Genomic DNA, 22,890 nt, shown 5'->3' on the forward strand with positions numbered 1-22,890 from the left:
GAAAATATAGCATAGATTTATTTTGGTAACAACTGTAACTCGCATTAGGTGGTTACGTGGTTGTATGGGTATGGGGGCATGTTGAAATATGGAATCACTCTGGACAGATTTTGTAAACAGCGACTATCATGACTGGCGGGGGAGCGGGCGTTCGGAGAATCGGCTTGTGCTGTCATCGTGGCAGCATGCCTTTTTGGGCAAATGGTGTTTGTCTGCGCCAATCCCTGCTTTGGAAGACGATATTCGTGTTCTAGAGCAGTTTCGCGGGCGTTTGCAGCAGTTGGCTGCTGATTTGTCAGAAGGAGGGGCCATGGCTCAAGCTGACCGGGACTGGCTCAATGCGGCGATGTCTGGGGGACTTATTACCCGGCAGCTTGCGGGTGAAGGGAGCGAATTGCACTTGAGCATGGTGCCTGCTAAGCAGGAGTGGACGCAAGTGATGGCTGAGGTCGCCGCTGATTTCGCCGGAACTGTGATAGAGGGAGAAACGGTGCGGATTCGGTTCTGTGAGAACAGCGACTGCAGATGGGTATTCTATGACGATACGCGGAACCGGACCAAGCGGTATTGTGATGATAAAATGTGCGGCAATCTCATGAAGGTTCGCCGGTTTCGAGCGAAGAAAAAAGCCGAGGCCATCAAGGACAACGGGTAGCGGGCAGGAAGAGGACAGCAGGGGAACAACGTGGGACAGCTTCGCATGTTTTGTTCGTTAGCCTAGTCCACGTTCATCCTCATGCTCATATGATAATCGTGTATAAGCTGAATGAAGGAGTCGGAGACATGAGTGTTTCTTCTAAAAAAAAGACTAGTCAAAAGGTTGCGATCATTCTTCAGGATCACGACGCTTCGGGAAAAGTCTATGTAGAGCTTCAGGGCAAGCTGTCCTCCAAGGAAATGATGGTTGAGGCTATTAAGCGGCTGCAGGATGGCATCATTTATGCAAATGAAGGCTGCACAGATCCGATCGACAGTGAGTACATTGAAGTTTTCAGCAAAAAGAGTACAGGACGAAAGGGCGAGGACTTTATTTTCCTTATTGACCGTTCCGTGGCTGAGGATTATATTGTGTCCGCCAAAATTATTAAATAATGCACAACACCCCTTCCGGATGAAGTGAGGCAAGACCTCATTTCAACCAGTGAAGGGGTGTTTCATTAGGTGGAGCTATTAGTTTCTTGTAGATGGTGCGGTTTCGACAGATGTTAAGCGATCATAGAAATCCACATATTTGTCTCGGTCCGGACCGTTCAAGTGTGCCATTGCCGTACGTGGATGTTCATCCAGCGCACCGACGATCATGTAAGGGATGAGGTAGCCCCAGTCCCATTTTTGACGCATGGCAACCATATGCTTCTCAATGATTTCAAGCACAGGGCGAACGTCGTAGCGCGCGCCTTTCAAATAGCTAAGCAGCAGCTCTGTCGTACAGTTGCCGGCTGCGCGTCCCATTCCGTACACGGAAGAGTCCAGGAAGGTTACGCCTTTGGAAGCTCCTGCAATCGTGTTGGAGAACGCCAGCTGCATGTTGTTGTGCATATGCAAGCCGAGCTCTTTCTCCGGAAGCAGGCGTTGGAATTTCGTTACGAGATAATCAATATCTTTATTATCCATGCTGCCGTAGGAGTCGACGATGTACACGACGTCAACTGGGCTTTTGTTAATCTCTTCAAAAGCCTCCACTAGCTCATTCTCCATTACGTGGGAGAGCGCCATGATGTTCAGGGACGTTTCGTAGCCCATATCATGGAATTTTTGGACTAGATCCAGACCTTTGTCTACATCTTTGATGTAGCAAGCCACCCGAATCAAATCCAGCAGACTGTCTTCACGAGGCAAAATATCTTTCTCATCGACACGGCCGATATCTACAAGCGCTGAGAGCTTCGTATCGGTTTTGCGGGTAATTACGTCACGCAGGAAGGATTCATTCAGGAATCTCCATGGACCGGAGGCTCCGCCTTTTAGCAGCTTCTCAGAGTTCTTGTAGCCAATTTCCATATATTCAACGCCGGCTGCACTTAAACCGCGATACATGTCTTGGACAAACTCTACGCTAAAATCCCAATCGTTCACCAAACCGCCGTCGCGAATCGTACAATCTATAATCTTGTGTTGATGCTGCTTTACCATGCTCGTAATGCCCCTTTCCCAAGCTCATAATCGCTTCTAATTTGATATAATATTATCACTTAATTCAAGCAGGCTTGTCAATGTAATCCGCTATAACCTGCTGTGGCAGCCGTTATTGCGCACATTCTTGTGATTATTATGTTATTTCTTGTGAATTAGCGTGCACGTTAGGCCATCCGCACTTGTGGTGCGTGGTGTGGCTTAAGGTGCTTGCTGCACGGGGGCTTGTGCTATGATGAAGAGAAGAAGTTCATACAACTGGGTAACTGAGCGACTGAGCATGCAAAAGGGAGAGATGGCGATGGAGGAGAACGTGATGCGGCAGGCGAAGGAGACGGCAGTGAAGGCGGCGAGGCTTGCAGGCGGATTAGCTCGGACAAGCTTCGGCGGCAAGCTGCATATTGAGCAGAAGGGAGATCGCGGTGATCTGGTCACAGAAGTTGACATAAAGGCCGATCGCTTGATTGTAGAAGAGCTGCGCGCCGTATTCCCGGATCATCGGATCTATAGTGAAGAAGCGGGGGAAGGCGGAGTGGCAAGCGACTGGGTGTGGCACGTGGACCCGCTCGACGGCACGAACAATTTTGCGTTGGGCATTCCGCTGTACGGGGTGTCCATCTCGCTTGGCTTTCAGGGACAAACTGTACTTGGCGTCGTCCATGACTCAGCGCTAGAGCTGACGTACACGGCCGTTCACGGTGAAGGCGCGTGGCTGGGCGAGACGAGGCTGGAAGCGAAGCCTGGCGGCCCTCTGGCCAAATCCACGATCTCGTGGATTCAGGGCCATGGAGTGGGCAAAGACGACAACGGCGCATTGAAGCTGCGGCACCATCTGGAGCATCAGATCAAAAGAGTACTGCGCGTCTGGGCGCCCTCCATCACCTGGGCGATGCTGGCCCGCGGGGACTTGCACGGGATTGTGCTGTACAATTCCGAAGGGGAAGATTTGTATGCCGGTTTGCTGCTTGCTCAGGAGGCAGGTGTGAGAGTGACGGATTTTGCCGGGAATCCAGTGACGCTTGTTGGCGGACATGCGGGTGAGGGGAACGGAAAGGGAAAGGCTCCTTATCTGGTGGCGGCTGTTCCGGAATACCATCAAGAGCTGTTAAAGCTGGTTCAGGAAATGGGTGTATAGCACAGGCGGCAATTGCAGATGCTAATGGCAAACTTTTTCAATTGTGGAAGAAAGGATGTTTTGCCATGAATAATAATGCGATTCCGATATTTTTTGAATTCGATCAAGAGCGGGAAGCCCTGCTCGCACTGGATACACTGGAGGAGCTCGGCTACAAGCCGAACATGATCACCGAAGCCAAGCCGATCCTGCATATTCATGTTGACGATCAGGAGATGACGTCTGCGATCGAGATTGCCCAAGCTCACGGCGGGCGCTTAGTGGAGCGCAACGTGGAGACGACGGAGACTGCCGTATATGCCATGGCGTACGACTTGGAGAACTCTATCCGTATTCCTGCACATACGGTGAATGAGGATTGGACGGAAAGCTACGCCACGGCATCCTCTTCAGCTTGGAGGGACGCTGATGCGATCCCGAGCGAAGATGAAGCCGCGTTCGACCCGTCGGCAGACGACTACAACCACTTCAGCGCAGGTATCCGGCTGTAGGGCATTAGGACGCTCCCGCTATTGCGGACCTATCCACTTGGGGGATAGGTCTTTTGTTTTGCGCAGGGTGGAGCGGCGCGCGGGCGGCCGGGGCTAGCCGTGAGGGGAGCGCTGGCTCGCGAGCCTCGAAAGAGATAAATCTGCTTTAGAGCAAGTACAGTGCACTGGACGAGGTGACATGTGTTTACCATTTTATCCATTTTATCCCATGTAAAAAGGAAGTATTTAAGCTGTCGTCCCCGTTAAATCCGTGTGAAGTTGTTCAAGACGCAAGCCCGTGGCAGACCGACGCTGCATCGCTATGAAACTCTCAATTTTCTTTTCAACCTTCATATACAATCCTCCTTATAAAAAAATAAAACGCCGTCCGCTCCGAGGAGACAAACGGCGTGTGCTTCACGCAGAATATGCTGATGAATTATAGAATAGCATCGTAACTGCCGGCCAACAACGCGTTGTTAAGGCAGACCCACGCACAAGTCCCCGCAAGCCCCGCCAACTTGTGAACAAAACACTATTCGAGCCCCACCCCCATGTCACCGGAGCAAGCCGCCGCAAGGCAGTCCCAACCCAATAACACCGTCCACGCCAAGGAGACCACATCTTGTACTTCACACAGAACGTGGCTGATGGGGTTTACTCAATTTCGCAAGGCATCGCCAACCAATAAACGTGTCCACTCCAAGGAGACAAACAGCGTTATCTCCACGCAGAATAGAGCCACGCAATTATTGGATACCATCTTAACAACTAGCAGACAACGCGTTATGATCAAGAGGTTGTCATTTTACCATTTTACCGTTCTACCAATTCTACCTGTCAATTCATTCTAAATACATGCTTCATAGGCAAAACGGAGGACTAGATTCAAATGATCATACTTGCTTGTTTGCTTTTTATGGTGACAATCACACTCGTCATTTGGCAGCCTAGAGGACTCGGCATCGGCTGGACAGCGTCGGGAGGCGCGCTGCTTGCGCTGCTGCTCGGCGTTGTTACGTGGCACAACGTGATCGAGGTGACCGATATCGTTTGGAACGCAACGCTCACCTTTGTGGCAATTATTCTTAACTCCTTACTGCTCGACGAAATCGGCTTCTTCGAGTGGGCGGCTCTCCATATGGCGCGGCTAGCGCGCGGTAGCGGCCTGCTCATGTTCGTGTACGTGATCCTGCTCGGTGCAGCCGTATCCGGTTTATTCGCCAATGACGGGGCGGCGCTCATTCTAACGCCGATCGTGCTGGCGATGGTCCGCGCGCTGCAATTCGAGCAGCGGATGATCGTGCCCTTCATTATGGCGGGCGGATTCATTGCCGATACGGCCTCGCTGCCGCTGACGGTCAGCAATCTGACCAACATCGTGTCGGCCGACTACTTTGGCATCGGCTTTGTGGAATATGCGTCACGCATGCTGGTGCCGAATATATTCTCGATTGCCGCAAGCCTTGGCATGCTGTATCTCTGCTACCGCCGCCAAATCCCGCTGCGCTACGACGTGCACATGCTGAAGCAGCCGCACGAAGCGATCAAAGATGTGCGGCTGTTCCGCCTCTCATGGATCGTCCTGAGCGTCATGCTGCTGGCTTTTCTGGCCAGCGGATGGATCGCAGTGCCGATCAGCCTCATCACCGGCGTAGCCACGCTCGTGTTCCTGGTAGCGGCGCGTCGCAGCACTGCGGTGGACTTGCGCAAAATCATCAAAGAAGCGCCATGGACGATCGTCATTTTTTCCATTGGGATGTATGTCGTCGTCTACGGTCTCAAGAACGCCGGGCTCACCGCGCTTCTCGGCAAGGTCTTCCAAGCGGCTGCGGACCATGGGCTCTATGCGGCGACACTGTGCATGGGCTTCGTGGCTGCGCTGTTGTCATCCTTCATGAACAACTTGCCGACGGTGATGATTGACGCGCTGGCGATTCATGGTACACAGGCGGAAGGCGTAATGCGCGAAGCGCTCATCTACGCGAATGTGATCGGCACCGACCTCGGTCCGAAAATGACCCCGATCGGCTCATTGGCTACGCTTTTGTGGCTGCATGTACTTTCCCGCAAAGATGTGCGCATTACGTGGGGCTACTATTGTAAAATGGGCTTTTTATTGACGATACCCACACTGTTAATCACCTTGACAGGTCTCTATATCTGGCTGTGGCTTCTCTCGTAGAAGCCTCGGCTAAACTTTAATGCCAATGTAATAGTTAAAGCTATATTAAAATAAGATTAAAATAGAATTAAAAAATTCATTGACAGCTCACAACAGTTGTCATATTCTTATTTCAATAAAACCAAGTAACAACATTGGAATTAAAGGGGATGATTTTGGTGAAAAACAACTTAGTCACAGCTTTTCAGACGAACTGGGTTAGCTTGCTTGTATCCATCGTTATTATTGCCTTCCTCTTTTTCTTGGCGAAAAAGAGATTGAGCTTCGGTTCCCGCGTTTTTATCGGCTTAGGTCTTGGTCTGGTCGCAGGGATTATCTTTAACCTGACTAAACTCGATTTTAAAAGCGTAAGTACGCTGGGTACGATTTATGTCAATTTGATTAAAATGCTCGTCATGCCATTGGTCTTTATCCTAGTTATCAATAGTATTGCTTCTCTATCGAGCTTGGGCCAACTGCGCAAGCTTGGTCTCAAAACAGTCGGCTGGTTCTTGCTGACAACCGGTATTGCCGCCATTATCGGTCTGGTGGTTGCGCTCGCGATCGATCCAGGTAATGGGATTGCAGCGGCGGTGCCGAAAGATTTTAAAGCAAAAGAAATTCCGACGTTCTCGCAAGTTATTCTCGATCTGGTACCTTCCAACCCATTCAGCGATGCAGCTAGCGGCAAAGTGGTGCCGGTGCTGATCTTCGCGATCTTCGTGGCAGTAGCGATTGTCCATGTAGGTTCCAAAAAGCCGGAAGCTGTGGCTCCGCTCAAAGCACTGATCACATCGGCGACAACAGTGATCCATCAAGTTGTTAAATATGTCATCCGCTTGACACCATACGGTGTGTACGCTTTGATTGCAGCGATGGCCGGCAAATACGGCTTGGAAACATTGGCCCCGCTTGCTAAAGTCATTTTAACTTCTTACGTGGCATTAATTATTCACTTCGTACTCGTCTTTGGTGGTTTAGTCTTGCTGGTGGCGAAAGTTAACCCGATTAAGTTTTTCAAAAAGGCGTATCCGACGATTGCCGTTGCTTTCACTACACGCAGCAGCTACGCGACGCTGCCTGTTAACTTGGAAGTCATTACGAAGCGCTTGCGCGTTTCCCCGCGTATCGCCAGCTTCGTGGCTCCGCTTGGCGCAACGATGAACTTTAACGGCTGCGGCGGGGTATGGCCGGCAGTAGTTGCGGTTTTCGTGGCAAAAGTATACAACCTGCCAATGAGCGCTTCGCAATATGTATTGCTGATTCTTGTAGCTGTGATCTCGTCCATCGGTGTGGCTGGGGTTCCGGGTCCGGCAGCGATCTCCACAACGGTTGTATTGACAGCGCTGGGTCTGCCGCTTGAAGGTATGGGTCTTGTGCTCGGCGTTGAAGCGCTGATCGACATGGGCCGTACGGCAGTTAACGCAACGGGTACAACGGTTACATCACTTCTGGTCGCTGAATCCGAAGGTGAATTTGATCGGGAAGCCTTCGATCGGGATGAAGAAGACGAACTTGAAGTTGCGACAGCTTAAAAGGATAGAAAGGCACCTGCATCTTTTGGATGCGGTGCCTTTTTTGTTTACAGCGCTGCTGCGCTTTTGCCCGCCGTATAACCGGTGGCGAAAGCTGCGGTGATATTGTAACCGCCAGTGTATCCGTGGATGTCCAGAATTTCGCCGCAGAAAAACAATCCGCTCATCAGCTTGGATTGCATCGTGCCGGGATCGATCTCTTTCAGATGAACGCCGCCGCCGGTGACGAACGCTTCTTCCAAAGACAATGTCCCGTTTACATGAACCGGAAAAGCTTTTATCATTCGGCACAGCGTCAGCCAATTCGCTTTCGGGATGTTATCATACGTGAGCAGTTCGTCCAGCTCAGCTTTGTTCAAGAGAAGCGGGATCAAGCGCTCAGACAGCATGCTTCTGAGCACATTCTTGATCGCTTTTTTGGCATCGTTTTTGGCCAGGGCCATGCTCTGTTGGTAAATCTCATCGACCGTCAGTTCAGGGAAGAGGTCAATGGTGAGCATCACTTCTTTGCGGTCCGATTTCGCCAGCTCTTTGACCACGAACTGGCTGCAGCGGAGCGCGATTGGGCCCGATAGGCCGAAATGCGTAAACAGCAGGTCGCCGTTGTGGGCGATCAGCGCTTTTCCTTTGGCGTTCCAGACGGATAGCGTCACGTCACGCAAGGAAAGCCCCTGCAGCTCGCGGCTGCGGATGAAAGGCTCGCTCGAGGTCAGCGGGACCTCGGTCGGGAAGAGCGGCGTGATCGTATGCCCCGCAGCCTCAGCCCAGGCGTACCCGTCGCCTGTTGAGCCTGTGTGGGGTACGGAGCACCCGCCGGAGGCGATAATGACCGCGTCGCTGCGCAGCGTTTCGCCGGCATGCAGGCGAACACCTTCGACGCGCCCGTCTTGGTAGAGCACCTGCCGGACCGGGCTGTTCGTCCGGATCTCAACGCCTTGCCGGCGTACCTGGCCGATGAGGGCGTCAACGACGGTTTTGGCTTTGTCGCTGACGGGAAACATCCGCCCGTTATCCTCTTCTTTGAGGGCGATGCCGAGATTCTCAAAAAAAGCGATGATATCTTTGTTGCTGAAATGAGCGAGCGCGCTGTACAAAAAGCGGCCATTGCCCGGAATATGCTTAATCAGCTCATCCATGTCTTTATTATTCGTTACGTTGCAGCGCCCGCCGCCGGAGATGCCGAGCTTGCGGCCGAGCTTGTCGCCTTTATCCACAAGCAGCACCTTCGCGCCTTCCGCACTTGCGGCAACACTGGCCATCAAGCCGGCAGAACCGCCGCCGATGACAATCACATCATATTTCATGTTCATAAAGCCCCTACATCTATATTTTCTATCATCATAGCACGCACTGCGCCTAGTTCAAAACGAAAGGACAGGAAACTCTCAGCTAACTTTCAACCGGCTTTCAACTTCTGTTCATCGGGTGTTCATTTGGGCGCACTATGATTGTAATATTGAGCTTACGAAAGTGAGCGAAAATTACATGAATACATAAGAAAGGTGTGTTTTATGCAAATATCCAGTTCTACAACGAACGCCCTGTACAAACAGCACTCACTCAGCTTCTCGAGCAGTTCGGCGGGCAGCAGTTCAACCACGAATTCAGCGAAAAGCAAGAAGTCTGACAGTGATTCCCTCGAACTGAGTCCGGAGGCGCAGGAGCTGCTGGCGAAGCTGAGAAATTATGCTTCAGCTGCAGACTTAACAACGGATAATTCCAGCGACAGCAGCGATTCGGTTAGCTCTGCGACCGATTCAACCAGCAGCACATCCAGCAGTCCATCCAGTACGACCAAGATCTCTGCGGAAGACCTCGATGAATTATTGGAACAACTGAGCAGCCAAGGTATAGATGCATCTAACGGTACCCAAAGGCCAATGGGACCTCCGCCAGGGGGAAGGCCTCCTGGTGGACCTCCCCCTGGCGGTGGCCCAGGCGGTCCCGGCGGATCGGATTCCACTTCGTCTACGGATGGAACGGATTTGAAGGCAATTCTGCAAGCTCTTACGGACGAGGACGATGATGATACGACTGACAGCAGTCAAGACAGCAGCAGTCAGAACAGCGCCACGACTTCATCGAGCTCCTCCCATATGCAAGAACTGCTTCAACGGGCGTACGGCGCAAGAAAGACACAGCAAAGCTAATCATCAGCGTTTCACATTAAAAGCGATAGAACCAAGGAGCTGCGCGGGCTTCTGGCGCTATCGCTTTTTTCATGCTCGTAACATTCACGGAATGCTCAGGTCGCTCTCAGTTCATATTCAGCTTAGAAGGTTAAATTGTAAGCAATAGATCCGGCGCCAACAGAGAGCGAACCGGACGAGAATGATGATAAAGGAGTGGGTACCTGAAGATGAGAAAGCAAAAGACACCAAAGACACAGCGGATGGATTTCATCCTCGTTGCTATAGCATTACTTGCCGCTTTTTTGAACATATACGGCATCTGGAAGGACAACGTTGTTAACGGTTATTACACAGCGGCTGTAACGAGTATGCTGCAAAGCTTTCACAATTTTTTCTTTGCTTCTTTTGATCCTGGCGGATATGTCACGGTTGATAAACCTCCGGTCACGTTTTGGATCCAAACGCTCAGTGCCTATGTGTTTGGTTTGCATGGCTGGAGTGTGATTTTGCCGCAAGCTCTTGCGGGCGTCGGATCGGTGCTTCTTCTGTATGCCATTATCAAACCGACATTCGGCAGGACTGCTGCCCGATTGGCCAGCTTAATCTTTGCCTGCACACCGATCGCTGCGGCTGTCAGCCGGACGAACAATGTGGACAGCATGCTTGTGTTTACACTCATTTTGGCGACTTGGATGCTGATGAAGGGTGTACGAAACAACAAGTGGGGGTTTGTCGTCGGCGCATTTGCCGTGATCGGCGTCGGCTTTAATATGAAGATGCTTCAAGCTTATATGGTCGTGCCTGCTTTTTATCTCTTTTATTTATTTGCAAGCAAAGTGAATTGGAAAAACAAGCTGAAGGTATTAACAAGCGCTACCGTCGTGCTTGTCGTTCTGTCCTTATCGTGGGCGTTGATTGTTGATTCGATCCCTGCCGACAAACGGCCTTATATGGGAAGCAGCCAGACGAACTCCGTCTTGGAGCTGGCTTTCGGGTATAACGGCGTATCCCGCCTAACGGGGAATCAAGGTCCGGGCGGTGGAGGCGGCGCTAGACCGGACGGCGGCCAGATGCCGGCAAGAGGCGATGGTCAGACGGGCCGGACTGACGGCGTTCAAGCGTCGAACAGCGACGGCGGTAAAGCGGATGGCGGCGTCGGCAATGACGGCACCGCGGCAGCCCGTCAAGATGGCGCGCCTGCCCAAAATGGCCAGATGCCGGCCTTCGACGGAACGGGCAATCCACCCGCAGGCTTCCCAGGGGGCGGTCCGGGTCAGGATGGCCGCAACGGCGGCGGTGCCTTCAACACAGGAACACCAGGACCTCTGAGGCTATTCCAGTCTTCGCTTTCCGGTCAGATCAGCTGGTTGCTGCCATTTGCCCTGATCGGCACATTGGCTCTGCTCTTAAGCATTCGCCGTAAGAAGGCGCTAACTGCTAAGCAATTCGAAGCTCTCTTTTGGCTGGCTTGGCTGCTGCCGGCCGCTGCTTTTTTCAGCGTGGCTGGCTTCTTCCATCAATACTATCTCATTATGCTGGCTGCGCCGATCGCCGCGCTGGCAGGAGCGGGTTGGACCGAGCTTTGGAGTTACTACCGCGACAGAGCGGGCTGGAAAATGTGGCTGCTGCCAGCTGCTATCGCTGCGACAACAGCGTTTGAAGTTTATGTGATCATGCCGTATCGCCAGCAAATCGGTTCAAGTTGGGCGATAGGCGTAGGGGCTGCCGGCGCGGCATGCCTGTTCTTCCTTCTGCTTGCTGTGAAGAAGGAAAAGCTGGCTCACAGGGCGGCTGTGCTAGCGCTGGCCGTCTTGCTCGTGGCACCGCTCTACTGGGCGGCAACACCTCTCCTGTACGGCGGCAACAGCATGCTGCCTGAAGCGGGGCCGAACTTGAAGCAAAGCGCGAGTATGGGGATGGGCGGCTCAAGTGAAGTGGATACCAAGCTGCTTGATTATGTAACCAAAAACAATACAGGTGAAACCTATTTGTTTGCCGTATCTCGGGCGACAGAGGCTTCCAATTATATTATCCAAACAGGCAAAGCTGTGATGGCGATGGGCGGCTTCTCAGGCTCTGACCCGATTCTAACTGTAGAGAAATTGAAGCAAATGGTAGCTAACCATGAAATCAAATATTTCCTCCTTAATGCCGGAGGCGGCTTCGGGGGTGGCGGTGAGACTAGCTCCGATGTGACTGCTTGGGTCAAGGCGCACAGCACCGAAGTGCCGCAAAGCGAATATCAGTCGCCGACAACAACGACGAGTTCGAACAGTGAAAGCAACCGAGACGGTCAAACGGATCGCGATGGCCGCGACGGTCGTATGGGCGGCATGGGCGGCATGGGCGGTTCTGCAACTTTATATGAAATTAATTACGATTCTCTATAATTCAGGAGGTTGATCAAGATGAACGAGTTTATCCGGTATTCCGTCATTATCCCCGTGTTCAACGAGGAAGAAGTCATTCATGAGACGTATCGGCGGCTGAAGCAGGTGATGAATCAAACGGGCGAACCTTATGAGCTACTGTTTGTCAATGACGGCAGCCGTGATCGCACGGCGGCTATCCTTCAGGCTTATAGCGAAAAGGATCCCGCGATCAAACTCATTAATTTTTCCCGGAATTTTGGCCATCAGATTGCTATCACGGCGGGGATGGATTATGCCAGCGGAGCTGCGGTCATCGTCATTGACGCTGACCTTCAAGACCCGCCGGAGCTTATTCTTGAGATGATTAAGAAGTGGAAGGAAGGGTTCGATGTTGTCTACGCCAAGCGGACGGAGCGCAAGGGCGAGACCTTCTTTAAAAAGCAGACGGCACGGCTGTTCTACCGCATCCTGCGGGCGTCAACGGATATCGCCATTCCGGTGGATACCGGGGACTTTCGCCTGATGGACCGTGAGGTCTGCAATGTGATGTGCCGAATGACGGAGAAAAATCGTTTTGTCCGCGGGCTTGTCAGTTGGGTTGGCTTTCGCCAGACCTCAGTGGAATATGTGCGCGATGAACGAGCCGCGGGTGAAACGAAGTACCCGCTGAAGAAGATGCTGAAGCTTTCTTTGGATGGCCTCACGTCCTTTTCGCTCAAGCCTCTGAAGCTGGCTTCTTATTTGGGCGGGACGCTTTCACTGGCAGGCGTCTTGTATATGCTAATTATTTTCTATATGAAGTTATTCACAGATACTGCTGTGGCTGGATGGAATGTGGTCGCGATGATCCAACTGCTCGTCAGCGGGGTTATGCTGATTGTCCTTGGCGTTATCGGCGAATATATCGGGCGCGTCTATGACGAGGCCAAAGGCCGTCCGCTTTACATTGTGTCTGACTGCCACGGGGTAAAGAAAAAAGAGCGCGGTATTCGCCATGTTATCTAAAAACTCGCTGCCTTCGTTTATCAAGTTTGGATTTGTCGGCGCATTGAACTCAGGCATTGATTTTACCGTCTTCGCGCTGCTGCTGTTTCTGGGCTCGCAAGAACTGCTGGCACAGTGCGCAGCGTATACATGCGGTGTGGCGAACAGCTACTTGATGAATCGTTCATGGACGTTTAAGGACAGCGCGGCTGACAAAGGCCACCTATTCCGGTTCCTTGCGGTGAATGCTGTTATGCTCTTATTTACTTCTGTTATCTTGCATGGTTGCATCGAAATCCTCGTGTGGCCTTTATGGCTGGCGAAGCTGGCCGCTACGGGTTGCGGGAGTATTTTGAATTATGCAGGCAGCCGTTTGTGGGTTTTTCGCGCCAAACGGGCAGCTTAACCTTGCTGGAGGAACATTCAGGAATCTTTCAGTTTTTTCTCAGCTAGCTTTTAGGCAGGATATGGGATAATACCTATAGAAGAGATTAATTTGCAAAGATTCCGTAGGAGGATACACACATGCGCCAACTAAAAGGCATTAAAATATTGCTGGTCGACGACGAGCCGCATATTCTTGAATTTTTGGAGCTCGGCTTGCAAAATGAAGGTTTTGAAGTAATGACCGCCCAGGACGGCCTCAGCGCCATTACTATTTGCAATAAATTCCAGCCGCATATCGCGATCCTGGATGTCATGATGCCGGGCATGGATGGGTTTGAAGTATGCCGGATGATCAAAAAAACCGATAACGTTGCAGTTATTATGTTGACAGCTAAGGACGAAGTCGAAGATCGGGTGAAAGGCTTAACTTTGGGCGCGGACGATTACATGGTTAAGCCATTCAGCTTCGAGGAGCTGCTGGCGCGCATCTATGCGCGCATCCGCAATCATTTCCCGAACTTGTTCGGCGAGGTTGTTATCGGACCGCTGCGGATGGACGACCGGCGCAAGGAAATCAGTCTGCACGATAAAGTGCTGGAGCTGTCTCCGACTGAATATGAGCTGTTGAAGTTTATGGCAATCAATCACGGGCTTGTGCTTAGCAAGACGATGATTTTGGATAAAGTATGGGGCTATGATTTTGGCGGGGAAGAAAATATTGTTGAAGTCTATATTCGCTCACTGCGTGACAAGTTGGGCGACAAGGAGCATAAGCTGATCCGTACGATTCGCGGCGCGGGCTACCGGATGGATTTGACATGAAGAAGCAAAGTCCGTTTGCTAAATTTTTCGAGCACCGCTCGTTAAAATTTCAGCTGTTATCCCGGTCGCTGCTTGTGATGTCAGCTTTGCTGCTGCTCATCGGCGTGTTTCAATATATTTTCATGCAGCAATTTTTGTATCGGAACAAAGCGGAGACTGTTCGCAATCAACTGGCGACTTTCCCACCCCAGGGATGGCAGCGCGTGATGGGATCTCCGGAGCGTGATGGAAACCCCTTTGATACAAAGCACGGTTTCGTAGGCCCGCGGGTTGGCAACGGCAACGATTCGACTGGCGAGGTTCCACGCGTTTTCATACCTGAATTATCTATCGCCATTATCGATGAACAAGGTACGTTCACTCAGGTCTCCACCCAGTCAGGGCTTGCTACGCCGAAGTTGTCGGAGGATGATTACAAGAATCTGATGAAAACGAGGATGAAGCTCGAGTACCGGATCATGAAGGATAGTGAGGGCCGCGAGCAGTTAATCGTGTTTCATCAAATCGGCGGTAACCCCGATCGTTCCCAAGAGGTGAAAGGCATCATTCAGGCGAGTGTGAGCACGCAGCCGATTAAGGACGTCCTGTTCCGTCAGCTTTCCACGTTCTTATTGTTATCGATGCTTGCGCTGGTTTTTGGATTGCTCGGATTTCTGCCTGTGCTGCGCCGTACGCTCGTTCCGTTGTCTAATATGGTGGATACGGTGAAGCGTATCGATGCCGGCAGTTTAAATGAACGTTTTCCCGCCAATCAGGGGCAGGTAGAAATTGACAGTCTCGCGACCTCCTTCAATGGGATGCTGGAGCGGCTGGAAGTTAGCTTCGAAGCTGAAAAAGAGGCCAAGGAGCAGATGCGCCGTTTTGCCGCTGATGCTTCGCATGAATTGCGAACGCCGCTGACCTCGATTCACGGCTTTCTGGAAGTGCTGCTGCGGGGGGCGTATAACCAGCCGGAGCAGCTGCTGAAAGCGTTGAAGAGCATGCATGGCGAATCGGTGCGGATCAATAAGCTCGTAGAGGATTTGTTGATGCTCGCGCGGCTCGATCGCACGCCTTCCTTCCAAAAGGCGGAAGGCGCGCTGGATGAAATGCTGCGGGAGATGGAACCGCAGCTGCGGATGCTCGCTGGAGATCGGAAGATCACGATCGAGCTGGAGCCGCAGACACTATGTATGTACGATTCCGATAAAATCAAGCAGGTCGTGCTCAACTTGTTCCATAACGCGGTCCAGCATACGCATCCCATGACGGGGGAGATTACGCTCAAGCTGGCTAAGCTCGAAAATCAAGTTGAGATCGCTGTGCACGATAACGGACCAGGGATCGCGCCCGAGCACTTGGGGCGCCTGTTCGACCGCTTCTTCCGCGTTGACACTTCGCGTGCGAGGAAGAGCGGCGGCGCCGGCCTGGGGCTGTCGATCACGCAGTCGATCGTCGAGCTGCACGGCGGCACGATCAATGTCGATAGCGAGCTCGGTGCAGGCAGCACGTTCCGGGTCTTGCTGCCGCGGTCATAGCGGCTGGAGAAGAGGGAAGTCCCACTTATGGTGGGGCTTTTTTTGTTTGCACGCGGGCCGTCCAGCACGCTTCCAATTGGTTTTTTCAGCCAATGTTCAGGTAATTCTAGGCTAACGTTCAGTTTGCACTCAGATGGAATTCAGGTAAGGGGTCTATACTTGGTTTTGTAAGCAGGAAACACAAAATAAAACGATAAAGGTGGATAACACATTATGAAAACTATCGGTAAAAAAATATTAACTGGTTCTTTAATCGCTTCTTTTGTACTTGGAGTTGGAGTGGTGGGCGCCTTACATAATAATGCTTTTGCTGCAACAGCTTCACAACCAACCACATCAACAACGCAAAAATCGGATAAAGCAGGCTGGGGCATGAACGGACAAGACCATCGCGGCGGACGTCAAGGCGGGTTCTTCGGTGGCAATGTCATCAAAGAAACAGCTACAATCCTTAACACCGATGAAGCTACGATCTCCGCAAGCTTGAAAGAAGGCAAGACATTAGTGGAAATCGCAACAGCTAGCGGGTTGACAGAAGCGGACTACTTGCAAAAGCTGGTTGCTGCCGAAACAGCTTCAATCAATGAACAAGTGACTGCAGGCAAGCTGACACAAGATCAAGCAGATAAAATCATTTCCGGATTATCCGATCAACTTACAAAGCAAATTGAAAATAAAGGCGTAGGCGGCAAAGGTGGCTTCCCTGGCGGCGACGGTCAACGTGGTGGCGGTTTCGGCGGCATCCGTTTGACAGAACAAGCAGCTTCCGTGCTCGCCGTTGAGCAAAGTGCAGTTGATGAGGCGCTTCATGCCGGCAAAACATTAGCGGCTTTTGCTCAAGAGAAAGGTGTCAGCGAAGCGGACTTCGTGCAGAAGCTTGTAGCTGCTGAGACAACGGCTATTAACGCAGAGGTGACTGCGGGCAAGTTGACGCAAGATCAAGCGGATAAAATGCTGTCCGGCCTCTCTGGCCGATTGACGAAGCAAGTCGAAAACACGGGTCCTATAGGTCGTGGTGGACACGGAGGCCCAGCAGGTCCTGGCGGTCTGGGTATTGGCAATCCTGACACATTGACAACGATTCTGGGTGTCACTGTGGACGAGATGAGAACGCAGCTTGACGCAGGCAAATCGATCGTTGACATTGCAGCGTCCAAAGGCATCAGCGAAGAAGACCTGATCAGCAAAATCAAAGACAGTATGACCGATTCCATCAAGAAGTTTGTTGAAGATAAGCATACCCGTCCAGATGGCGAGGCTCCTGCGGCTCCAACTACCACAGCCCCAGCTGCGAACTAATAGAAGAGATGGCGCTGCCCAGATGCGGGGTAGCGTCATCTTTTTGTTTGTAAAAACAATTTTTTTGACCAAAATTGCTCGAAACGTGTAAAATAGTGATTGTTGGACATGCAATCGTCCATTTGTCAGTGCACATTTATGAACCGGGCAGGGGGAAAAAGAATTGAAGTTGCATTTTGTAGGTGAGATGACCGCTCTGCGGGATGGTGTGCAAATGTTATCACAAGAGCTCCAGTTCATCGTAGTGGAAGATGGCATTACGGTGAGCGTCGAGCAATCCACAGGCGTTTTGGAGGTCGGCTACGAGCAGGAGCAGGCTTATATTCGATATGGTCAAAAGCATCAGTTTTTTCGGGGGCTCGGACTTCTCATCCAGCATTTGCGCAAAGGCGCCTCTTTTGAAATTCGCGAGAAGCAGCAGTTCGATACGATCGGACCGATGTTCGATATGTCCCGGAATGCGGTTTTTACGCTGGACGGGTTTAAAAAGATTTTAAATAAAATGGCACTGATGGGGCTTAACACTGTCATGCTGTATATGGAAGATACGTATGAAATCAGCGGCGAGGCGTATTTTGGTTACATGCGCGGACGGTACACGCAAGCGGAACTCAAAGCGATCGACGATTACGCCGATCAATTCGGCATTGAGGCATTTCCCAGCATTCAGACGCTCGCGCATCTGGAGGAGTTCCTGAAATGGGAGCCCGTGAAGCACTACAAAGATACGAAAGGTGCTTTGCTTGTAGGCGATGAGCGGACGGACCGTTTGGTTGCGGACATGATCGATGCTGTCAGCGCGCCGTTTCGCAGCCGCAAAATCCACATCGGCATGGACGAAGCGGAAGAGCTTGGCCGCGGGAAATTTTTGGACAAGAATGGCTATGTGAGCCGGTTTGAGATTATGACGGCGCACTTGGAAAGAGTGCTGGATGTGGTTCGCAGCCGGGGGCTGAAGCCGATGATGTGGAGCGATATGTTCCTGAAGCTGGCTTCGGCCAATGGTGAGGAATATTATGATGCCGGGACGCAAATTCCCGAGGAGATGGCGCGCCGTATTCCGAAAGATGTCGATATGGTCTACTGGGACTACAACCATCTGGAGAGCGAAGAATATGAAAGCCTGATCGCTAAGCACAGGCCGCTTGGCTGCAATTTGGTGTTCGCAGGCGCCGTTTGGGTATTCAACACCTTCGGGGTGAACTATGGCTTGTCGCTGAATGCCACAGATACAGCGCTCCAGGTATGCAAAAAAGAAGGCATCCGTGAAGTCTACGCCACTATGTGGGGAGATGACGGAATGGAGAGCAACCCGTTCATCGCGCTGCTCGGTCTGCAGCTATATGCGGAGCATGCCTATACGGAAGGAAGCCCTGACTGGGCGCAGGTCGCGGAGCGGATCAAGTTCTGTACCGGCATTGAGGCCGATGCTTTCCTCCAACTGAAATATTTGGATGAGACGCCAGGCTCCGAGCCGGACAACCGGAAACAGAGTAACCCGTCGAAGTTTCTGCTGTATCAGGACGTGCTGCTGGGGCTCTTCGACAAGCAGATCGAAGGTCTGGAGATGGCCGCTCATTATGCCAAGGTGGAGCAGGCTATCCACAACCGGCGTGACGGCGATGCCGCGCTCGATTATTTGTTCGACGTGCCGGAGAAGCTGTGCGGCGTCTTGAAGCTCAAGAGCGAGATCGGCATCGAGCTGAAGAGAGCCTACGACAGCGGTGACAAAGCGACGCTGCGCAGGATTGCCCTTGAAACGCTGCCAGCCATTGCAGCTGCTGTACAAGCGCTGCGAGCTGCGCACCGCAAGCAGTGGCTCAGCATGTTCAAGCCTTTCGGCTGGGAAGTTCTCGACATTCGCTACGGCGGTGTGATCAATAGGCTGGACACGGCCGCATACAGGCTGATGGCGTATGTGGAAGGCCAATTGGAGCAGATCGAGGAGCTGGAGCAGGAGCGTCTGGTGTACAGCACGGCGAATCGCTTTAACCAAAGAGGCGTTGGCTGGTGCAGCTTCTACTACCGGATGGCTTCGCCAAATGTGTTTTATCATGTTTTGAATCCTTTTTAAGATAAGCTGACAACACGGCTGTCCCCTGTCATCCTGACTGATGAGGGACAGCTTTTTTGCGCTTTTTAAGGCCAATATCCCCACCATATCCCCTTGATGCCACATCTTGCCGCCATTTTCAGCAAACGCTCAGCTAGCATTCAACTTCTTTTCAGCGGGGATTCAGATAGGCTTCAGCCTTGCCCCTTACACTTGGTCTTGTGAAATAGACGGAGACTTTGGGTACAGGAGAGTGGAGATATCCATGAAGTGGAAACAAAATAAGAAATGGATCATTGTTGTTCTGGCGGCCATGCTGTGTGGAGCGGGCACTTATTCCTATTTTCATTTTAAAGCAAAACCAGCGGCAGCATCGGCACAGCAGACAGTGATGAAAGTGACGAAGGGGGAGATCAGCTCGACAGTCTCCGGAACGTCGCAACTGGATGCGAAGGACAGACAAAACATCGTCGTCCCTGTGGATGCGGTTATTAAGACGATGAATGTTACGCAAAATCAGGCCGTGAAAAAAGGCGATGTTCTCGTAGAGCTCTCCGTGCCATCGGTGGAAACGAACCTGAAGGAGGCTCAGGTCAGCCTGGATCAAATGCAGAGCGAGCTGGCGGAGCTGCAAGGCGAACAAAGCCACATGAGCATCTCGGCTACGATGGGTGGAAAGCTGACGCTCAGCACGAATCTGGATGTGGGCAGCCAAGTGAGCAAGACAACGAAAATCGGAACGATTTCCGATACGTCGCAATACAAGGTTAAGCTGTCCTTCCCGCTGCAAGAGGCTGTGCAATTGAAGAAAGGCGATAACGTCGAGCTCTCAGTCGACGGGTACCTGATGTCGAAGGTCGGAACCGTGAATACGGTCAGCCGAGACGTTAATGCAGATGCTAATGGCAATAAAATCGTGACTGTCGAAGTGCTGGTCGACAATGACGGCACACTATCCGCAGGTTTGAAGGTGAAAGGTAAGATCACTAGCGGCGGCAGCGAAATTGATTCATCCGCAGATGCTGCGCTGGATTACGTGCGGACCACGCCTGTATTCTCAGAGGCCAGCGGCACGATCAAAACGATGAAATTCAAAGATGGAGATACCGTCAAGCAAGGCGATACCATCGCAACCATGTTTAACGATGATCTTCAGAACAATATTATTAGCAAGCAAGCAGCCATCGACAGCCAGAAGATCAAGGTGGAAGATGCGCAGCAAAAGCTGGATCAATTGACGATCAAAGCGCCGTTTGACGGTGTGTTCTCCGCAGACTTTGCTAACAGTAAAAGTAACGTGCTGCGTAACTATCCAGCCGGTGCGTCGATTGAAGCCAATACAACGCTCGGTGCTGTTGCGAGCTTGAGCACCATGCAGCTGGCTATCGCTGTTGATGAGCTCGATCTGACAAGCATTAAGGTCGGCCAAAAGGCAACGGTGAAGGTGGATGCGATCTCGGGTAAGACGTTCGATGGCGAAGTGACCTCCGTCTCTAACGTGGGTACGACAACGAACGGTGTGACCACGTATGATGCGGTCGTTTCGATTCCGAACACAGAAGCGAATGACTTGAAATACGCGATGACAGCTACGGCTGAAATTTATATTCAGGATAAAAAGGATATTTTAGTGTTGCCGATCCAGGCTGTCACGACTTCGAAAGGGAAGTCGACCGTCTCCGTGAAGAAAGCGGACGGTACAGTGGAAGAAGGGCACGAGATTAAGATCGGTATCCGCAGCAAAACGCAAGTTGAGGTCGTAAGCGGTTTGGCGGAAGGCGACCAAGTGGTCATGCCGACGCGTAAAACGACGACCAACAACCAGCAGCAAATGCAGGGCTTCCCCGGCGGTGGATTCCCGGGAGGCGGTCAAGGCTTCAGTGGCAGAAACGGTGGCACCGGAGGAAGCGGTGGCGGATTCTCGGGCGGCGGAGGAAACGGGCGTTAATTATAGCCCGCTTGCTGGAAAGGAGTTAAATCCATGAAATCGATGATTGAACTCAATCAAATTACAAAGAGCTACACGCGCGGCGAAGAGCAGCTGCAGATCTTGAAGGGCATCTCCCTAGTCATTGAAGAGAGTGACTTTGTTGCTATCATCGGGCCCAGCGGCTCGGGTAAATCGACGCTCATGAATACGATCGGGCTGCTGGATACACCGACATCCGGCAGCTACAAGCTGGACGGCGTCTCGACGGAGAAGATGTCGGATAACGGGCTGGCGGAGCTGCGGAATAGGAAGATCGGCTTTATTTTTCAACAGTTTAACCTGCTGCCAAGGCTGACGGCTATCGAGAATGTCGAATTGCCGATGATTTATGCGGGTATCCCCACTAAACAACGCCGGGAGCAGGCACAACGGATGCTAGAGAAGCTCGGCATGGGGCAGCGCGGTCACCACAAGCCCAGCGAACTGTCCGGCGGACAACAGCAGCGGGTGGCCATCGCCAGAGCGCTGGCGATCTCGCCTTCGCTCATCCTCGCGGATGAGCCGACAGGGGCGCTGGATTCCAAGACCGGTATCGAGGTGCTGGAGTTAATTAAGGAGCTAAATCAACAAGGCAACACAATTGTGTTGATTACGCATGACCAGCATATTGCCGATAACGCCAAACGTGTCGTGACTTTACGGGACGGGGAAATCATCAAGGACGTGCGCAATGAACCCTTAATCCCGCAGTCGCAAGAGGCGGTGTCGATATGAGAATTTGGGAATTATTTCAAATGGCGATAGCCACTGTACGGTCGAATCCGCTGCGGACGATCTTGACCATGCTGGGTGTCATTATCGGGGTCAGCTCCGTTATTACGCTCGTTTCCATCGGACAGGGAACGTCCAAATCGATTGAGAAACAGTACGAAGGGCTTGGAACGAACCTGCTTACGGTCAATTTGCTGGGAAACGGTCGCGCCACGCAGCTCAATTACGATGAGCTCATGCAGCTCGAAAGCACGCCGGGCATTAGCGCCATCGCGCCAACGATGACGAGAAACAGCACGAATGTGAAATATGAACATACTGAAGAGACTTATAACGTAATCGGAACTAACGATCGATACTTAGACTTGCAAAAAGGAAAAATGGCCAGCGGCCGCTTCCTCGCAGAAGCCGATCTCGATTTCCGCAACCACGTTGCTATCATTGGCAGTGATGTGGCGAAGGAATTTTTTGGTACAGAGGATCCTTTGAATGAAGAACTCAATGTCAACGGGTACATGTACACGATCATCGGGGTGCTTCAGAGCAAAGGCTCCAACACAAGCGGCACTTCGCTAGACAGCGCAATCATCGTACCGCTGCCGACCATGACCAGAGACTTTAAGCTGGGCACCATTCGTACGGCCTATGTCGAAGCGGCTTCCGGCAACGATGTGAACCGGGTACAGGTGATTCTGGAGGCGTACTTGGCCAATAAATTCAAAAGCACGACAGGCTACAATATTTTCAACTCTTCCGAGTTGATCAGCGCCAGACAGACGGCTTCCAGCACTTTGACAAATCAGCTGGTTGCAGTAGCGGCAATCTCCTTATTAGTCGGCGGCATCGGCATTATGAACATCATGCTGGTTACCGTCAGCGAACGTACGCGGGAGATCGGGATTCGGAAGTCGATTGGCGCGAAGCGTCGCAATATTTTGCTTCAATTCCTCGTCGAGGCGACATTGATCAGTGGTATGGGAGGGCTTATCGGACTCATCTTGGGGGTTGCCTTATCGCTAGTCTGGCCGTATATCAACCCGAGCCAAGAAACGAGCCTTTCTCTCAACGTGGGGCTATACGCCTTCTTATTCTCAGCGCTTGTCGGCGTTATCTTCGGTCTATATCCGGCCAACAAAGCTTCCAAATTAAAGCCGATCGACGCGCTGCGTTTTGACTAAACGATTCA

Annotated in this window: 19 protein-coding genes; 17 read left to right on the forward strand and 2 right to left on the reverse strand. The window is 51.8% G+C overall.

What is annotated here, in order from left to right:
* Nucleotides 1-88: 88 nt before the first annotated feature.
* On the forward strand, nucleotides 89-655 hold the full coding sequence (locus tag O9139_RS08130) for a CGNR zinc finger domain-containing protein (RefSeq protein ID WP_270878952.1): 567 nt from the start codon (nucleotides 89-91) through the stop codon (nucleotides 653-655).
* Between the two features lie 128 nt (nucleotides 656-783).
* Nucleotides 784-1,092: a hypothetical protein gene (locus O9139_RS08135; RefSeq protein ID WP_270878953.1), complete on the forward strand. Its 309-nt coding sequence runs from the start codon at nucleotides 784-786 to the stop codon at nucleotides 1,090-1,092.
* Between the two features lie 78 nt (nucleotides 1,093-1,170).
* Here the strand turns inward: O9139_RS08135 and O9139_RS08140 are convergent, their stop codons facing one another.
* Complete coding sequence (locus O9139_RS08140; RefSeq protein ID WP_270878954.1) at nucleotides 1,171-2,133, reverse strand: aldolase catalytic domain-containing protein; 963 nt, start codon at nucleotides 2,131-2,133, stop codon at nucleotides 1,171-1,173.
* A 232-nt stretch (nucleotides 2,134-2,365) separates the two neighbouring features.
* Here O9139_RS08140 and O9139_RS08145 point away from each other — a divergent pair, with 232 nt between their 5' ends.
* The 4 genes from O9139_RS08145 to O9139_RS08160 all read left to right on the forward strand — a co-directional run bounded on the left by O9139_RS08145 (nucleotide 2,366) and on the right by O9139_RS08160 (nucleotide 7,437).
* A complete protein-coding gene (locus O9139_RS08145) occupies nucleotides 2,366-3,268 on the forward strand; it encodes an inositol monophosphatase family protein (RefSeq protein WP_270878955.1) in 903 nt (300 codons plus the stop codon).
* A gap of 65 nt (nucleotides 3,269-3,333) precedes the next feature.
* Nucleotides 3,334-3,759, forward strand: coding sequence for a hypothetical protein (locus O9139_RS08150; protein WP_270878956.1), 426 nt, complete (start codon nucleotides 3,334-3,336; stop codon nucleotides 3,757-3,759).
* An 865-nt stretch (nucleotides 3,760-4,624) separates the two neighbouring features.
* Entirely contained in the window at nucleotides 4,625-5,923 is a 1,299-nt protein-coding gene (locus O9139_RS08155) for an arsenic transporter (protein WP_270879042.1), read from the forward strand.
* A 158-nt stretch (nucleotides 5,924-6,081) separates the two neighbouring features.
* Nucleotides 6,082-7,437: a dicarboxylate/amino acid:cation symporter gene (locus O9139_RS08160; RefSeq protein ID WP_270878957.1), complete on the forward strand. Its 1,356-nt coding sequence runs from the start codon at nucleotides 6,082-6,084 to the stop codon at nucleotides 7,435-7,437.
* 47 nt (nucleotides 7,438-7,484) lie between these two features.
* On the opposite strand, the gene O9139_RS08165 is transcribed toward O9139_RS08160, so the two are convergent.
* Entirely contained in the window at nucleotides 7,485-8,741 is a 1,257-nt protein-coding gene (locus tag O9139_RS08165) for a BaiN/RdsA family NAD(P)/FAD-dependent oxidoreductase (protein WP_270878958.1), read from the reverse strand.
* 207 nt (nucleotides 8,742-8,948) lie between these two features.
* On the opposite strand from O9139_RS08165, the gene O9139_RS08170 reads away from it, so the two are divergent.
* The 11 genes from O9139_RS08170 to O9139_RS08220 all read left to right on the forward strand — a co-directional run bounded on the left by O9139_RS08170 (nucleotide 8,949) and on the right by O9139_RS08220 (nucleotide 22,882).
* Nucleotides 8,949-9,587: a hypothetical protein gene (locus tag O9139_RS08170; protein ID WP_270878959.1), complete on the forward strand. Its 639-nt coding sequence runs from the start codon at nucleotides 8,949-8,951 to the stop codon at nucleotides 9,585-9,587.
* Nucleotides 9,588-9,796: 209 nt separating this feature from the next.
* Nucleotides 9,797-11,959 carry a glycosyltransferase family 39 protein gene (locus O9139_RS08175; RefSeq protein WP_270878960.1) on the forward strand — a complete coding sequence of 721 codons (2,163 nt, stop codon included), beginning with the start codon at nucleotides 9,797-9,799 and terminating at the stop codon, nucleotides 11,957-11,959.
* Nucleotides 11,960-11,977: 18 nt separating this feature from the next.
* Nucleotides 11,978-12,946, forward strand: coding sequence for a glycosyltransferase family 2 protein (locus O9139_RS08180; RefSeq protein ID WP_270878961.1), 969 nt, complete (start codon nucleotides 11,978-11,980; stop codon nucleotides 12,944-12,946).
* Nucleotides 12,936-13,331, forward strand: coding sequence for a GtrA family protein (locus tag O9139_RS08185; protein WP_270878962.1), 396 nt, complete (start codon nucleotides 12,936-12,938; stop codon nucleotides 13,329-13,331). Before O9139_RS08180 ends, O9139_RS08185 begins: the two co-directional genes overlap by 11 nt.
* A gap of 119 nt (nucleotides 13,332-13,450) precedes the next feature.
* Complete coding sequence (locus O9139_RS08190; RefSeq protein WP_270878963.1) at nucleotides 13,451-14,134, forward strand: response regulator transcription factor; 684 nt, start codon at nucleotides 13,451-13,453, stop codon at nucleotides 14,132-14,134.
* Complete coding sequence (locus O9139_RS08195; protein WP_270878964.1) at nucleotides 14,131-15,651, forward strand: sensor histidine kinase; 1,521 nt, start codon at nucleotides 14,131-14,133, stop codon at nucleotides 15,649-15,651. The genes O9139_RS08190 and O9139_RS08195 overlap by 4 nt, the downstream gene beginning before the upstream one ends.
* A 213-nt stretch (nucleotides 15,652-15,864) precedes the next feature.
* Nucleotides 15,865-16,950: a hypothetical protein gene (locus tag O9139_RS08200; RefSeq protein WP_270878965.1), complete on the forward strand. Its 1,086-nt coding sequence runs from the start codon at nucleotides 15,865-15,867 to the stop codon at nucleotides 16,948-16,950.
* Between the two features lie 163 nt (nucleotides 16,951-17,113).
* Nucleotides 17,114-19,024, forward strand: coding sequence for a beta-N-acetylhexosaminidase (locus O9139_RS08205; protein ID WP_270878966.1), 1,911 nt, complete (start codon nucleotides 17,114-17,116; stop codon nucleotides 19,022-19,024).
* Nucleotides 19,025-19,268: 244 nt separating this feature from the next.
* Nucleotides 19,269-20,951, forward strand: a complete 1,683-nt coding sequence (locus O9139_RS08210) for an efflux RND transporter periplasmic adaptor subunit (RefSeq protein WP_270878967.1) — start codon at nucleotides 19,269-19,271, stop codon at nucleotides 20,949-20,951.
* Nucleotides 20,952-20,984: 33 nt separating this feature from the next.
* A complete protein-coding gene (locus O9139_RS08215) occupies nucleotides 20,985-21,707 on the forward strand; it encodes an ABC transporter ATP-binding protein (RefSeq protein WP_270878968.1) in 723 nt (240 codons plus the stop codon).
* Nucleotides 21,704-22,882 carry an ABC transporter permease gene (locus O9139_RS08220; protein WP_270878969.1) on the forward strand — a complete coding sequence of 393 codons (1,179 nt, stop codon included), beginning with the start codon at nucleotides 21,704-21,706 and terminating at the stop codon, nucleotides 22,880-22,882. Before O9139_RS08215 ends, O9139_RS08220 begins: the two co-directional genes overlap by 4 nt.
* Nucleotides 22,883-22,890 lie beyond the last annotated feature (8 nt).

This window comes from Paenibacillus aestuarii, from assembly GCF_027789125.1.
In the GTDB taxonomy this organism is placed as follows: domain Bacteria; phylum Bacillota; class Bacilli; order Paenibacillales; family NBRC-103111; genus Paenibacillus_E; species Paenibacillus_E aestuarii.

What these genes read in the sequence shown, in the direction of transcription:
- O9139_RS08220 (WP_270878969.1), top strand. Translation starts at nt 21,704, where the DNA reads ATGAGAATTTGGGAATTATTTCAAATGGCGATAGCCACTGTACGGTCG.
- O9139_RS08170 (WP_270878959.1), top strand. Translation starts at nt 8,949, where the DNA reads ATGCAAATATCCAGTTCTACAACGAACGCCCTGTACAAACAGCACTCA.
- O9139_RS08140 (WP_270878954.1), bottom strand. Translation starts at nt 2,133, where the DNA reads ATGGTAAAGCAGCATCAACACAAGATTATAGATTGTACGATTCGCGAC.
- O9139_RS08175 (WP_270878960.1), top strand. Translation starts at nt 9,797, where the DNA reads ATGAGAAAGCAAAAGACACCAAAGACACAGCGGATGGATTTCATCCTC.
- O9139_RS08150 (WP_270878956.1), top strand. Translation starts at nt 3,334, where the DNA reads ATGAATAATAATGCGATTCCGATATTTTTTGAATTCGATCAAGAGCGG.
- O9139_RS08195 (WP_270878964.1), top strand. Translation starts at nt 14,131, where the DNA reads ATGAAGAAGCAAAGTCCGTTTGCTAAATTTTTCGAGCACCGCTCGTTA.
- O9139_RS08130 (WP_270878952.1), top strand. Translation starts at nt 89, where the DNA reads ATGGAATCACTCTGGACAGATTTTGTAAACAGCGACTATCATGACTGG.
- O9139_RS08145 (WP_270878955.1), top strand. Translation starts at nt 2,366, where the DNA reads ATGATGAAGAGAAGAAGTTCATACAACTGGGTAACTGAGCGACTGAGC.
- O9139_RS08210 (WP_270878967.1), top strand. Translation starts at nt 19,269, where the DNA reads ATGAAGTGGAAACAAAATAAGAAATGGATCATTGTTGTTCTGGCGGCC.
- O9139_RS08185 (WP_270878962.1), top strand. Translation starts at nt 12,936, where the DNA reads ATGTTATCTAAAAACTCGCTGCCTTCGTTTATCAAGTTTGGATTTGTC.
- O9139_RS08180 (WP_270878961.1), top strand. Translation starts at nt 11,978, where the DNA reads ATGAACGAGTTTATCCGGTATTCCGTCATTATCCCCGTGTTCAACGAG.
- O9139_RS08200 (WP_270878965.1), top strand. Translation starts at nt 15,865, where the DNA reads ATGAAAACTATCGGTAAAAAAATATTAACTGGTTCTTTAATCGCTTCT.
- O9139_RS08165 (WP_270878958.1), bottom strand. Translation starts at nt 8,741, where the DNA reads ATGAAATATGATGTGATTGTCATCGGCGGCGGTTCTGCCGGCTTGATG.
- O9139_RS08190 (WP_270878963.1), top strand. Translation starts at nt 13,451, where the DNA reads ATGCGCCAACTAAAAGGCATTAAAATATTGCTGGTCGACGACGAGCCG.
- O9139_RS08215 (WP_270878968.1), top strand. Translation starts at nt 20,985, where the DNA reads ATGAAATCGATGATTGAACTCAATCAAATTACAAAGAGCTACACGCGC.
- O9139_RS08135 (WP_270878953.1), top strand. Translation starts at nt 784, where the DNA reads ATGAGTGTTTCTTCTAAAAAAAAGACTAGTCAAAAGGTTGCGATCATT.